9 protein-coding genes are annotated in these 15007 nt (G+C 33.7%); 8 read left to right on the top strand and 1 reads right to left on the bottom strand.

Features of this window, described 5'->3' with window-relative positions:
* Nucleotides 1–10: 10 nt before the first annotated feature.
* The 7 genes from FH144_RS07525 (at nucleotide 11) to FH144_RS07495 (ending at nucleotide 12318) form a co-directional block, all read left to right on the top strand.
* Nucleotides 11–3829 carry a DNA translocase FtsK gene (locus tag FH144_RS07525; protein WP_242314784.1) on the top strand — a complete coding sequence of 1273 codons (3819 nt, stop codon included), beginning with the start codon at nucleotides 11–13 and terminating at the stop codon, nucleotides 3827–3829.
* A gap of 20 nt (nucleotides 3830–3849) precedes the next feature.
* Nucleotides 3850–5163 (top strand): UDP-N-acetylmuramate--L-alanine ligase, encoded by a 1314-nt coding sequence (gene murC, locus FH144_RS07520; RefSeq protein ID WP_242314782.1) that lies wholly within the window; start codon nucleotides 3850–3852, stop codon nucleotides 5161–5163.
* Nucleotides 5164–5239: 76 nt separating this feature from the next.
* Nucleotides 5240–5746 carry a DUF948 domain-containing protein gene (locus FH144_RS07515; RefSeq protein WP_107505912.1) on the top strand — a complete coding sequence of 169 codons (507 nt, stop codon included), beginning with the start codon at nucleotides 5240–5242 and terminating at the stop codon, nucleotides 5744–5746.
* A gap of 71 nt (nucleotides 5747–5817) precedes the next feature.
* Nucleotides 5818–7701: a smooth muscle caldesmon gene (locus tag FH144_RS07510; protein ID WP_242314781.1), complete on the top strand. Its 1884-nt coding sequence runs from the start codon at nucleotides 5818–5820 to the stop codon at nucleotides 7699–7701.
* A 225-nt stretch (nucleotides 7702–7926) separates the two neighbouring features.
* Nucleotides 7927–9018, top strand: a complete 1092-nt coding sequence (locus FH144_RS07505; protein ID WP_242314779.1) for a bifunctional 3-deoxy-7-phosphoheptulonate synthase/chorismate mutase — start codon at nucleotides 7927–7929, stop codon at nucleotides 9016–9018.
* Nucleotides 9019–9343: 325 nt separating this feature from the next.
* A complete protein-coding gene (gene ccpA / locus FH144_RS07500) occupies nucleotides 9344–10333 on the top strand; it encodes a catabolite control protein A (RefSeq protein ID WP_198611607.1) in 990 nt (329 codons plus the stop codon).
* A gap of 317 nt (nucleotides 10334–10650) precedes the next feature.
* Nucleotides 10651–12318, top strand: a complete 1668-nt coding sequence (locus tag FH144_RS07495; RefSeq protein ID WP_107507548.1) for a formate--tetrahydrofolate ligase — start codon at nucleotides 10651–10653, stop codon at nucleotides 12316–12318.
* 85 nt (nucleotides 12319–12403) lie between these two features.
* Here the strand turns inward: FH144_RS07495 and FH144_RS07490 are convergent, their stop codons facing one another.
* The gene (locus FH144_RS07490) at nucleotides 12404–13333 is read right to left on the bottom strand and encodes a transglycosylase domain-containing protein (RefSeq protein ID WP_242314777.1); all 930 of its coding nucleotides are present in this window, start codon (nucleotides 13331–13333) and stop codon (nucleotides 12404–12406) included.
* 378 nt (nucleotides 13334–13711) lie between these two features.
* On the opposite strand from FH144_RS07490, the gene tyrS reads away from it, so the two are divergent.
* Entirely contained in the window at nucleotides 13712–14974 is a 1263-nt protein-coding gene (gene tyrS / locus FH144_RS07485) for a tyrosine--tRNA ligase (protein WP_242314775.1), read from the top strand.
* The last annotated feature ends 33 nt before the right edge of the window (nucleotides 14975–15007 follow it).

The raw sequence follows: 15007 nt of genomic DNA, 5'->3' as shown, positions 1-15007 counted from the left end.
GGGTAAGTGTATGAGTTGGTTTGACGATTTATTTAACAACAATAATGATTCTGATGAAGAATTACTAAGACGTAAGAACAAACGACGTCAAGACTCAAAAATGCAAGATGATGATGCACTACTTCCTGAAAATAATGATATTTATGATCGTCCTAAGGGCAAGTTTCGCTTTCCGATAGATATCGGTAGAGATACTGAAGATTACGAAGATGCTATTTATTATGATAGTGAAAGTGAAGAACCAGATTTTACAGAGTCACATCAACGTACTGATGATTATGATAATAATTATGCTTCTCATCATTCGAGTAAGGATAATGATATTAGTCATTATGACAATGATTCAAATGAGACGCGTAGACGACGTAGAAGAACACACACTAATCATGATGATACTGGCATACCTTCATTTAAAAATAGAACACCTCAAAGTCGTACTTCGTCTTCACGTAGGAGCGATTATAATACTCATACAACTAGTACAAGTGCATCGAAGACAAAAGATACAAAGCACTCAGGAAGTTCTCAAAATCATAATCGTTTTAAATTACAATCAGAGCGCTTTAAATCAGATTATAAAATGAATTCTGATTTTACATATCATCGACCAAGCTTTAAAACGTCTGAAGTACCTTCAGCGATATTTGGAACTAAAAAACGACGACCAATTGAAAACGGAGTTATTCCTCCAGCTGACAATGACATCAATAATGAGTCAACATCATCTAAAAAGGATGACAATGTAACGTTATCTTCTTATAGTCATAATTATGAAAAGAATAACGCACAATTGAACGAGGACTCTACGTCTTCTACACAGGAAAGTAATAGTAGTAAAGTTGAACATCAGAATGATGTTAACAATGAAATTGAGTCATCTAAAAGTAAAACACCAAGTTACTCTCAAAGAGATAACAAGGTTAATATTGAAAATATCTATGCTTCCCAAATTGTTGAAGAAATTAGACGTGAGAGAGAGCGTAAAGCTCAACAGAAACTTAGATTTAAGCAAGCGTTACAACATAAGCGCCAACAAGTTGATGAAGAAGATGGTATTCAAAAAGCTATTGATGAAATGTACGCGAAACAAGCCCAACAGTACATTGGTGAAAGTTCTCTAGATCATGATGAAGATAATGCGAGTCATTTTGATGAAGAACATGAAAATGCATTGGGTACGGATACTGAGCAACTCAATGAAAATAACCACGATGAAAATTTACAACAAGACAGTGAAGATGACGCACACTATAATTATGAAGAAGTTGATTTGAATCAAGTTACTAGTGTACAACAAGTGAATGATGAAGATGTAAAAGTTAGTGATGTCAATGCAACTGAATCGGCAGATGAGCATAATGAGGAATATAACTCACTTGAAACAACTGACTCAGTATCTGATGACGTTGAAGATAATCAAGATATTGTTGAAGCTACAGATTTTGATAATGAAACAAATCAACATGAACAGTCCCACAGTGATATCGATGAGGCGAACTATCGTGAAATTGAAAATAGCGAAGAGAATAGGGATGAAGATATAGAGGTTCAATCCCATCCTTCATCTACTGATACTACCGATACTAACGTTGATTTTGTGCAAAATGCGGTTGAATCAGATACTGAATATGCACCTAAACACCGTGAAGAAATGAATCATCAAGAACAAGCAGCTGTTACTGAAGATAGACATCAACCTAAACATAGTGTCGATAATCGTGAATATCATGATGAAGCGGAAGACGATTACTCACAAGACGCTGATATTAACCACGCAACATCTAGTGCTGAACTTAATAAAGAAGAAAGTATTAGTGTAGATAGCGAAGAGAATATGGCAAATCAAAATGAAGATAGCGAGTCTAACGACATTAAAAATAATGAGTCTGAAGTAAAAGAACAAACAAGTACACCTAAACGTAATATTAAACCAGGAAGTAAACCATTTAATGTCGTGATGACACCATCTGATAAGAAAAAAATGATGGATGCAAAAAAAGATAAACGAACACGTTCTAAAGTTGATGTACCCGAGTTAAAACCAGAAACTAAATTTAATTCTACTCATGCATCTACAGATACTAAATCACATTCTTCATCTTCTGCTAAAGATGATACTGCAGACATCGACACACAATCGTTAAATAATGAGGATAATCATATATTAAATGATCAGTTAGAAACATCACATGAAGATAATCATTTAATGGATAATGATTCTAATATTATTGAAAATCACGTTGAACAAGAAGATAACAATGAGGGAGAAACAATCTCAGATACGATTGCTCAACCTCATGATGAAGTTGAAGAGAGTCATTTTCAAAATGAAAGTGAAGAGACATCTATAAATCATAGTGAAACAGGTCAACATCAACAACAAGATTCTGTCCAAACATCACCTCAAACTGGTGCTAAAAGTATAATTAGAAGAGGGCCTAATATTAAATTGCCAAGTTTAGATTTATTAGAAGCGCCTGAAGAATATGATGTCGATGAAACATGGATAGATGAGAAAAAACAAGAATTGAATGACGCGTTTTATTATTTTAACGTTTCAGCAGAAGTTCAAAATGTGACTAGAGGACCGAGTGTAACAAGATTTGAACTCGCAGTGGAAAAAGGCGTAAAAGTGTCGCGTATTACAGCGTTACAAGATGATATTAAAATGGCTTTAGCAGCTAAGGATATTCGAATTGAGGCGCCAATCCCTGGAACGAGTCTTGTAGGCATCGAAGTTCCTAACCAGAACCCGACTAAAGTTAATTTGAAGTCGATACTTGAAACTCAGAAATTTAAAAATGCCGATTCTAAATTAACTGTAGCCATGGGTAACCGTATCAATAACGAACCACTATTAATGGATATTGCGAAGACACCACATGCCTTAATCGCTGGTGCCACAGGTTCAGGTAAATCAGTGTGTATCAATAGTATCTTAATGTCATTACTCTATAAGAATCACCCTGAAGAGTTAAGATTATTACTTATTGATCCGAAAATGGTGGAACTTGCTCCTTATAATGATTTACCACATTTAGTATCACCTGTGATTACTGATGTAAAAGCAGCTACGCAAAGCTTGAAATGGGCTGTGGATGAGATGGAGCGCCGTTATAAATTATTTGCGCAATATCATGTTAGAAATATCACAGCATTTAATAAGAAAGCTTCATATGAGCAAAGAATGCCAAAAATTGTTATTGTAATTGATGAGTTAGCTGATTTAATGATGATGGCACCTCAAGAAGTTGAACAATCCATTGCACGTATTGCACAAAAAGCACGTGCTTGTGGTATACACATGTTAGTAGCTACACAAAGACCTTCAGTAAACGTTATTACTGGTTTAATTAAAGCTAACATTCCAACACGTATAGCATTTATGGTTTCATCTAGTGTTGATTCTAGAACTATATTAGATAGTGGCGGCGCTGAACGCTTATTAGGTTACGGCGATATGCTTTATCTTGGTAGTGGAATGAACAAGCCTATACGTGTACAAGGCACATTTGTTTCTGATGAAGAAATTGATGATGTAGTTGACTTTATTAAAGATCAAAGAGAGCCGAATTATTTATTTGAGGAAAAGGAACTATTGAAGAAGAACCAAACTCAAGCACAGGATGAACTTTTTGATGATGTGTGCGAATTTATGGTTCATGAAGGACATATATCCACTTCATTAATTCAACGACATTTCCAAATTGGTTATAATCGTGCTGCACGCATTGTGGATCAATTAGAACAACTAGATTATATATCTGGCGCTAATGGGTCTAAACCAAGAGATGTATTTATTACTGAGGCAGATTTACAGAAAGATTAATTTAAAAGGAGTTTATGTATATGACGCATTATCATTTTGTTGGTATAAAAGGTGCAGGAATGAGTTCTTTAGCACAAATCATGCATGATTTAGGGCATGAAGTGCAAGGCTCAGATATTGAAAAATATGTATTTACAGAAGTAGCATTAAAAAATAAAGGAATTAAAATTCTACCATTTAGTGCTGATAATATTAAAGAAGGCATGGTAGTTATTCAAGGTAATGCGTTTCCTGATATACACGAAGAAATCGTTAAAGCTCATGAATTAAAATTAGATATTATTCGTTACCATGATTTCTTAGGTCATGTTATTAATCAGTACACATCTGTAGCCGTAACTGGCGCACATGGTAAAACGTCAACAACGGGATTGTTGTCTCACGTTATGAACGGAGACAAAAAGACTTCTTTCTTAATCGGTGATGGTACTGGTATGGGATTACCAGCGAGTGATTACTTTGCGTTTGAAGCATGTGAGTATCGCCGTCACTTCTTAAGTTATCACCCTGATTATGCGATTATGACTAACATTGATTACGATCATCCAGACTATTTTAAAGATATAGATGACGTAGCAAGTGCTTTCCAAAGTATGGCGCACAATGTTAAAAAGGCAATTATTGCATGGGGCGATGACGAACATTTAAGAAAATTACAAACAGACGTACCCATTTATTATTACAGTTTAAATAATAAAGACGACGTTTACGCTGAAAATATTCAAATCACTGATAAAGGTACAGAATTTGATGTTTATATTGATGGAGAATATTACGATCATTTCTTAACACCTCAATACGGTGATCATAATATTCAAAATGCATTAGCCGTGATTACAATTAGTTATTTAGAAAAAATGGACGTCAACAACATTAAAGAAGCACTTGAAACATTCGGCGGTGTAAAACGTCGCTTTAATGAAACATTTGTGTCTAAACAAGTACTTGTAGACGATTATGCTCACCATCCAAGAGAAATTAGTGCTACAATTGAAACAGCACGTAAGAAATACCCTAATAAAGATATTGTAGCTGTCTTTCAACCGCATACATTTTCTAGAACACAAGCTTTCTTAGACGATTTTGCTGAATCGTTAAGTAAAGCTGACCAAGTATTCTTATGTGAGATTTTTGGTTCAATTCGTGAAAATAATGGAGAATTAACTATCCAAGATTTAATAAATCGTATTGACGGATCTACTTTAATCGATGAAAATAATATTGACGTATTAGAAGAATTTGAAAATGCCGTAATTTTATTTATGGGCGCAGGAGACATTCAAAAACTTCAACGTGCCTACGAAAAAAAAGTCGGCATGACAAATGAATTTTAATATGTTTATATATAATTATGCTGGGTATTTATAATTAATGACTTTTATATTAAAAGGTAATTAGGAGGCGTTTTTAATGGATTGGATTTTACCAATTGCTGGAATTATTGCCGCGATTGCATTCTTAGTATTATGTATTGGAATCGTAGTGGTTTTACTTTCAGTTAAAAAGAATTTAGATCACGTGGCTAAAACACTTGATGGTGTTGAAGGTCAAATACAAGGTATTACTCGTGAGTCAACGGATTTACTTCACAAAGCAAATCGCTTAACTGAGGATATCCAAGGCAAAGTTGAACGTTTAAATTCAGTTGTTGATGGTGTTAAAGGTATCGGCGACTCAGTTCAAACTTTAAATGGTTCAGTTGACCGTGTAACTAACTCAATTACACACAACATTTCTCAAAATGAAGATAAGATTTCTCAAGTAGTACAATGGTCAAATGTTGCAATGGAAATTGCTGACAAATGGCAAAATAGACACTACCGTAGAGGAAGTGCAAACTACAGAAGTGGTTCTGTAGGTAATGATGCAAATCATTCAACACAGAATTACACTACTAACGTAGATAAAAACTTTTAATACGATTTAAACATATGCACTTAAATGAGGTTTGTACTTGTTTAAGTGCATTTCTTATAGGAGGAATTAGCATGAGTAAGAAATATAATAGAGATGCATATGAATCAAATAACTCAGGCAACGACTTGCATGGGCAAGGCGCAAATCAACAAGATGATGCAGCACAGTCAAATGCCACAAAACGTTATGATAGAGATGCATTCGAAACAAATAATACAGGCAATGACTTACATGGTTATGGTGCCAATCAACAAGATGATGCAGCACAATCAAATGCCACAAAACATTATGACCGAGATGCATTCGAAACAAATAATACAGGCAATGACTTACATGGTAGAGGCGCAAACCAACAAGATGATGCAGCACAGTCAAATGCCACAAAACATTACGACCGAGATGCGTTTGAAACAAATAACACAGGTGAAGATTTACGTGATAATGGCGTTAACCAAGTTAATGGAAAAGCACGCCAAGGCTTAAATACAAAACATTACAATAGAGATGAGATGGAAACAAATAATACTGGTAAAGATTTACATGGCAAAGGCGTAAATCAACAAAACAGTAGCCATGTTCAACATTCTCAATATAGCCAACATAGAAATAGCTCTCATAGCTCACGTAAAGACTTTGTAGTTAGCTTTATAACAGGTGCTTTAATTGGTTCTGCAGTAGGCTTATTTTATAAAAATAAAGCTGAAGAAAAAGTAGACCAAGCTAAAGCAAAAGAAGAAGAGTTTAGAACACGTTATAACGACATTAAACAACAAGCTGAAGGTAGCATTGAAAATGTTAAACAAAAAATAGAAGATTTTAGAAATAAAAAAGATGCTAAAGTTTCTTCTGAAGAACTTAAAGCACAACAAAATGCAATTAAAACAGAAACATCAGATGATTTAGCAGACCAATCACTGCAAGCGCAAGAAATTCAAGAAGCTAAAGCAGAAGCAATAACTGACAACAGTCATTTAAGAGATAACCAAGAAAATAGCGCAGAAGAAATTGTTGCACAACAAAACGCGATAAAAGCAGAAACATCTAGTGATTTAGCGGATCAATCACCACAAGCACAAGAAATTCAAGAAGCTAAAGCAGAAGCAACAGAATCAAATAATCACCAAAAAGATAATCAAGAGAATAGCGCAGAAGAAATTGTTGCACAACAAAATGTAATAAAAGCGGAAACATCAGATGATTTAGCAAATCAATCACCACAAGCGCAAGATATCCAAGAAGCTAAAGCGGAAGCAACAACTGATAATTCTAATGACACAAGTGCTACAGAATTAGCTGCACAACAAAATGCAATAAAAGCAGAAACATCAGATGACTTAGCTGATCAATCACCACAAGCACAAGAAATTCAAGAAGCTAAAGCAGAAACAGCTTCTAAAAATAACACTCAAAATGCTAAAGATTCAAAAGAGGTAAGCAAATCTGAATTAACTGCACAACAAAATGCAGTGAAAACAGAAGCAGCTGAAAATAACTTAGCAGACCCATCAGTAACTAATGAAACACCAGGAAATGCTAAACAATCATCTGCTGATAGATTAGCTTCAGCAGCAAAAGCTAAACAAGAAAAATTAAGCAATGATAAATCAGTAGCTAGTAAAACAAAATCTTTATTAGCAGAAACACCAATTGCGAAATCTACTAATAAAAAAGTGCCAAATTTAGTTACAAAAGAAACAAAAGATTTTAACAAAGGTGAAGTTAAATCTAAGAATAATCAAGCACATTCTTCAGCTAAATTTGACAATGGTGTTGTTACTCATGATACTAAAGATCAAGCATCAAAGACTAAATCTCAATCAAACAATAAACAATCAAATAGTAACAAGCCAAAATCTCAAAATAAGAAAAATGTTCAAAATAATAAAACAGCTAAGCAAAAACAAAGAACTGAAAAAGCTAAAAGTAAAATAGACAAACGTACGTTTAATGATTAATCACTAATATTTAGAGCAATGCGATTGAATTTGCATTGCTCTTTTTTCAATTTTTAATGTAAAATAAGATTTATATAAAGATAGAATTCTCAAAATTCTGAAAACTAAATGCGTTGAACGGTTGAACATTCGGAATGTAATTGTTAAAATATTATCTAAATACAATTATTTTATCGCTTTAAAGTAATATAAATAAGTAAGTAAAATTTATTGAGGTGAGCAGTAGTGTCAACAAAGTTAGAACAATATAGAAGTGAAATCATTTCTATTAATAATCAAATCTTAGATTTACTCTCTATAAGAGGGGAACTAGCGCAAAAAATTGGCGAAGAGAAGATTAAACAAGGTACAAAAGTTTATGACCCACAACGCGAAAAAGAAATGATTAATCATCTAATGGATCGTAACCAAGGTCCATTCAATGATAATGTCATTAAACAATTATTCAAAGAGATATTTAAAGCCTCCACTGATTTACAGAAATCAGAACATGAAAAACATTTATATGTATCTAGAAAACTTAAACCTGAAGATACAATAGTTAAATTTGACAATGGTGGAATAATTGGAGATGGTAATAAATCGTTTGTATTTGGCCCATGTTCAGTTGAATCTCAAGAACAAGTAGATGCTGTAGCAAAAGATTTACAAGCTAAAGGAGAAAAATTCATTCGCGGTGGTGCATTTAAACCACGTACATCTCCGTATGATTTCCAAGGTTTAGGTCTTGAAGGACTTAAAATACTGAAGAATGTAAAAGATAAATTTGGCTTAAATGTGGTTAGTGAAATAGTTAATCCTGCAGATTTTGAAGTGGCAGATGACTATTTAGATGTCTTCCAAATTGGGGCACGTAACATGCAGAATTTTGAATTATTGAAAGAAGCAGGACGTACCAATAAACCTATTTTATTAAAACGGGGCTTATCAGCGACTATTGAAGAATTTACATTTGCTGCCGAGTACATTGCATCTCAAGGCAACAAAAATATTATTCTTTGTGAACGCGGTATCCGTACGTACGAAAAAGCGACACGAAATACCCTCGATATTTCAGCTGTACCAATTCTAAAACAAGGCACACACTTACCTGTTATGGTCGATGTGACACATAGTACTGGACGTAAAGATATTATGCTCCCAACAGCTAAAGCAGCTCTAGCAGTAGGCGCAGACGGAGTAATGGCAGAAGTTCATCCGAATCCAGCAGTAGCACTAAGTGATAGTGGTCAACAAATGGATTTAAATGAATTTAATGAGTTTTATAGTGAATTAAAGCCACTCGCTGAATTATATAATTCAAAAAAATTAAAATAACTCACGCTAAAATTATTATAATGACCAATATCAAGCTATTCATTTTACTGAAAGAGATAAATGTTCTATACTATTATTTCTGGGAAAATGGATAGCTATTTTTTATTTCTATAGTTTGAAGACTATAATTTGATTATATAAATCTAATTAAATTTAATTATGACATAAGTGAGTTTGCGACTAAAACAATTATTTAGCGTAAAATATTGACATAAATGTGAATTAATAATTAACGTATTTCGTACGAATAGATTTTATGATAAACTTTGAAAATAAAATGAAAACACTTTATAATAGATACTAAAGCGCTTACAAGGAGGAAATTATGACAGTAACTATATATGATGTTGCTAGAGAAGCTCGAGTGTCAATGGCAACTGTCTCACGAGTAGTCAATGGTAACCAGAACGTGAAACCTGAAACCCGTAAAAAGGTTAATGATGTAATTAAAAAATTAAATTATAGACCTAATGCTGTGGCAAGAGGACTAGCTAGTAAACGTACGACAACAGTAGGCGTTATTATTCCAGATATTTCTAATATTTATTATTCTCAATTAGCGCGTGGTATTGAAGATATTGCGACAATGTATAAATATCATTCAATTATTTCAAATTCAGATAATGATCCTGAAAAAGAAAAAGAAATCTTTAATAACTTATTAAGTAAGCAAGTGGATGGCATTATCTTCCTAGGCGGTACTATTTCTGATGAAATTAAAAGCTTAATTAATCAATCATCAGTACCTGTTGTAGTATCAGGCACTAATGGTAAAGATGATAACATCGCTTCTGTAAACATTGATTTTAAAGAAGCAGCTAAGGAAATTACCGAAGAATTAATCCAATCTGGTGCTAAAGAGTTTACATTAGTAAGTGGTGATTATTCTAAAAAAGCACAAGATGATGTACTTAGTGGCTTGAAAGAAGTATTAAATCAACATCAACTTAAATTAAATGATACCGTTCAACTTTCAGGTTCAGAAAGTTATAAAGATGGTATTAGAGTATTTGAAGAAATCAAAGATAATTTACCTGATGCGATTCTATCTATTAGTGATGAACAGGCTATAGGAATTATGCACAGTGCTTTAGACGCTGGAGTTAAAGTGCCAGAAGACTTGCAAATTATTACTTTTAATAATACACGTTTAGTAGAAATGGTTAGACCTAAATTATCAAGTGTCATCCAACCACTATATGACATTGGTGCAGTAGGCATGCGTTTATTAACTAAATATATGAATGATGAAGAAATTGAAGAACCAAACGTTATATTACCTCATAGAATTGAATATAGAGGTACAACTAAATAATTTGATAATAATAGGCTAACTTGAAAAAGCATGAATATACTTTTTCATTTTTAATAACAATCGTAGGAGCGTAATGATAAAATCTTGAAATTAAATAAGATTTTGTCGTCGCTTCTTTTTTATGCAATTATCCTACTAAAATTAGTTAAATTTTACACAAATCATTGGAAACGCTCTCAAAAATTCGACATCGCTTTCATAGTTAGTTATTATTAGTATGTAAGATTTAAAGAAGAGGTTAAGACATTAACCGAATTTGTCACAACCTCATTCTTACATAAAAATAATAACTAATATTTACAAGGGGTTGAAATAAGTTGGCACATTTATCAGATTTAGATATTGCTAATCAATCAGAACTAAAACCTATTGGAGAAATTGCTAAAAACGCTGGAATTCCAGAAGAAGCACTTGAACAATATGGACATTACAAAGCGAAGATTGATATTAATCAAGTTAAACCTAAAGAAAACAAAGGGAAAGTTGTATTAGTCACTGCAATGAGCCCAACTCCAGCCGGAGAAGGTAAATCAACAGTAACAGTAGGTTTAGCTGATGCATTTAATGAATTAAATAAAAACGTTATGGTTGCTTTACGTGAACCAGCGTTAGGACCAACTTTCGGTATTAAAGGTGGCGCTACAGGTGGCGGTTACGCACAAGTGTTACCTATGGAAGATATTAATTTACACTTTAACGGTGACTTCCATGCCATTACAACAGCAAACAATGCGTTATCAGCATTCGTTGACAACCACATCCACCAAGGTAATGACCTAGGTATCGATGTTCGTCGTATCGAATGGAAACGTGTATTAGATATGAATGACCGTGCTTTACGTCACGTTACAGTAGGTCTAGGTGGACCAACAAACGGTGTACCACGTGAAGACGGATTTAACATCACTGTTGCATCAGAAATTATGGCTATCTTATGTTTAGCACGTAATATTAACGACTTAAAAGATAAAATCAGCCGTATTACAATTGGTTATACACGTGATCGTAAACCAGTTACAGTTGCTGACCTTAAAGTTGAAGGTGCTTTAGCAATGATCTTAAAAGATGCTATTAAACCTAACTTAGTACAAACAATCGAAGGCACACCAGCATTAGTTCATGGTGGACCATTCGCTAACATTGCACATGGTTGTAACTCAATCTTAGCAACTGAAACTGCTCGTGATTTATCAGATATCGTAGTTACAGAAGCAGGATTTGGTTCAGACTTAGGTGCTGAAAAATTCATCGATATTAAAGCACGTGAAGCAGGCTTTGAACCATCAGCAGTCGTTTTAGTCGCAACAGTTCGTGCCCTTAAAATGCATGGTGGCGTAGCTAAAGATGACTTAAAAGAAGAAAACGTTGAAGCAGTTAAAGCAGGTATTGTGAACTTAGAACGTCACGTTAACAATATCCGTAAATTCGGCGTTGAACCAGTTATCGCTTTAAATGCGTTTATTCACGATACAGACGCTGAAACTGAAGCGGTTAAAGCTTGGGCTAAAGAAAATAATGTACGTATCGCTTTAACTGAAGTTTGGGAAAAAGGTGGTAAAGGTGGCGTAGACCTTGCTAACCAAGTACTTGAAGTTATCGAACAACCAAACGACTTCAAATTCTTATATGATTTAGATCAATCATTAGAAGAAAAAATCGAAACAATCGTTAAAGATATCTATGGTGGTTCATCAGTTACTTTCAGTAAAAAAGCTAAAAGACAACTTAAAGAATTCACTGATAACGGTTGGGGCAAATATCCAATCTGTATGGCAAAAACACAATATTCATTTAGTGATGATGCCACAGCATTAGGTGCACCAAGTGGTTTCGATATCACTATTAGAGAATTAGAAGCTAAAACAGGTGCAGGTTTCATCGTAGCGTTAACAGGTGCAATCATGACTATGCCTGGTTTACCTAAAAAACCAGCAGCATTAAACATGGACGTTACAGATGACGGCCACGCTGTAGGTTTATTCTAATTAGGATATGTTATAAGAGTAGTAGGGTGATAAGCTCTACTACTTTTTTTATTTTGAAAAAAGTCCAGAGATATATCACCACATTTTATGCTGATTGTTTAGCATGACCCTTTAAATTTGGATTAGTAAGTAAATGCTTATAAATATTAAATTGCTTAGCTTGTTCATATTCTTTTTTACTAATAACTTCTTCAATTAACATTCTCTTTAATACATAATGTTGACGATAAATACTTAATTGAACTTCACTAGAAGATTTTAAACTACCATCCATATCATATGGTGTATACATATAAGGACTTTGCAATAATCCAACAAGATAGGCCGACTGAGCCACATTTAATTGAGAAGGTGGCATACCAAATAAACTGTAAGAAGCAGACGCTATTCCAGTAATATTGTTTCCATTATAATCACGGCCAAAAGGAACGATATTTAAATATGTATAAATAATTTCATCTTTTGATAATAAGTTTTCAAGACGCATAGCGAGTATAAGTTCGTTTGCTTTACGACTATAAGTCTTTTTACTAGATAAAACTTGGTTTTTCACTAATTGTTGCGTAATGGTACTGCCGCCGGTACTTTGGTCTAAATTGAACACATCTTGAACCATAGCGCGAACTAACGCCTTTGGAAGAACACCATTATGTTTGAAGAATAATGTATCTTCAGATGAAGTGAGCGCTTTTATAACATTAGGACTAACGTGGTGAGGGCCTACAATTAAAGAGTTTTCAGATTGATCATACTCTTGTAAGACATTCTTGCTATCGTGATTTAATACATTATCACCTGCAAAGTGTAAGACCCTTTCCTTCAATTCACTATCAGATAGTTGAGAAGCTTGTTGCGTTAAGGAATGAAAATAAACGACCGATGCTACAAAGGCAATCAGTGTAATAAATAAGCCAACGCCAAATAAGCCCACAAGAATATACTTGATTCGTTTGTAGACTTTTTCAAAACGATTTAATTTGTTATCTGATTTATAATTGGTTAGTTTGTCGTTCATCTTAATCCTCCTGAAATTTAAATATAGTATATCATATTCGGTAAGTTGACTTTTAATGAAGTGTTACTTATAATTAATACCAATTCAATATATATTGGATAAGAGGAGAAGTAGTATATCTGTGATTTATAGAGAGTTAGTGGTGGTTGTAAACTAACAATTGCTTTTATATGAATACACCTCAATAGTATTTATCCTACGTTTAATTAATGAACGTATCATTAAGAGAGCGAATAACTATGATGAATTGAGTAGTTGTTTAAGTATGGTGGTAACGTGCACAAGCGCCCTTACATTGATTAGCGATGTAAGGGTGTTTTTTATTTTCTGAAAATTAATATATTAACTATCTTATAAATTACACAGGAGGAATTGATTATGGCAAATGCATTATTAGATGAATTAAAATGGAGAGGGTTAATTTACCAACAAACTGATGAGCAAGGTATCGAAGAATTATTAAATAAAGAACAAATCTCTTTATACTGTGGCGCTGACCCAACGGCTGACAGTTTACATATTGGTCACTTATTACCATTTATGACATTGCGTCGTTTCCAAGAACATGGTCATCGTCCAATCGTTCTTATTGGTGGAGGCACTGGCATGATTGGTGACCCTTCAGGTAAATCTGAAGAACGTGTATTACAAACTGAAGAACAAGTTGAAGCAAATGTACAAGGTATCAGTGCACAAATGCATAAATTATTTGAATTTGGGACTGATAAAGGCGCAGTATTAGTTAACAATAGAGATTGGCTAAGCCAAATTTCTTTAATTAGCTTCCTACGTGATTATGGTAAACATGTCGGCGTCAATTACATGTTAGGTAAAGATTCAATCCAATCACGCTTAGAAAACGGTATCTCTTATACAGAATTTACTTACACAATCTTACAAGCGATTGACTTCGGTCACTTAAACCGTGAATTAAATTGTAAGATGCAAGTAGGTGGTTCTGACCAATGGGGTAATATTACGAGTGGTATTGAATTAATGCGTCGTATGTACGGTCAAACTGAAGCTTACGGTTTAACTATTCCATTAGTCACTAAGTCAGACGGTAAAAAGTTTGGTAAATCAGAATCTGGTGCAGTATGGTTAGATGCTGAAAAAACTAGTCCATATGAATTTTATCAATTCTGGATTAACCAATCTGATGAAGATGTAATTAAGTTCTTAAAATACTTTACTTTCTTAGATAAAGAAGAAATTGATCGTTTAGAACAATCAAAAGAGGGACAACCTCACTTACGTGAAGCTCAAAAAGCCTTAGCTGAAAATGTCACTGAATTTATCCATGGTAAAGATGCTTTAAACGATGCTATTCGTATTTCTCAAGCATTATTCAGTGGTGATTTAAAATCATTATCTGCACAAGAACTAAAAGAAGGCTTTAAAGATGTACCTCAAGTCGAATTATCATCTGAAACAACAAATATTATTGAAGCCTTAATTGAAACAGGTATTTCATCATCAAAACGTCAAGCTCGTGAAGATGTTAATAATGGTGCGATTTATATTAATGGCGAACGCCAACAGTCAGTAGATTATGAACTAAGTGACGCTGATAAAATTGACAATGAATTTACAATCATCCGTCGCGGTAAGAAAAAATACTTTATGGTTAACTACAAATAATTCTTATATAAATTAACTTATAACAAATCAAAA

Source organism: Staphylococcus sp. acrmy (genome assembly GCF_022690565.1).
Taxonomy (GTDB): Bacteria; Bacillota; Bacilli; order Staphylococcales; family Staphylococcaceae; genus Staphylococcus; species Staphylococcus caledonicus.
This window is presented reverse-complemented; position numbering and strand designations above follow the sequence as displayed.

Excerpts from the sequence above, each read along its gene's own strand:
- tyrS (WP_242314775.1), top strand. The coding sequence starts at position 13,712 with ATGGCAAATGCATTATTAGATGAATTAAAATGGAGAGGGTTAATTTAC.
- FH144_RS07510 (WP_242314781.1), top strand. The coding sequence starts at position 5,818 with ATGAGTAAGAAATATAATAGAGATGCATATGAATCAAATAACTCAGGC.
- FH144_RS07490 (WP_242314777.1), bottom strand. The coding sequence starts at position 13,333 with ATGAACGACAAACTAACCAATTATAAATCAGATAACAAATTAAATCGT.
- ccpA (WP_198611607.1), top strand. The coding sequence starts at position 9,344 with ATGACAGTAACTATATATGATGTTGCTAGAGAAGCTCGAGTGTCAATG.
- FH144_RS07525 (WP_242314784.1), top strand. The coding sequence starts at position 11 with ATGAGTTGGTTTGACGATTTATTTAACAACAATAATGATTCTGATGAA.
- FH144_RS07515 (WP_107505912.1), top strand. The coding sequence starts at position 5,240 with ATGGATTGGATTTTACCAATTGCTGGAATTATTGCCGCGATTGCATTC.
- murC (WP_242314782.1), top strand. The coding sequence starts at position 3,850 with ATGACGCATTATCATTTTGTTGGTATAAAAGGTGCAGGAATGAGTTCT.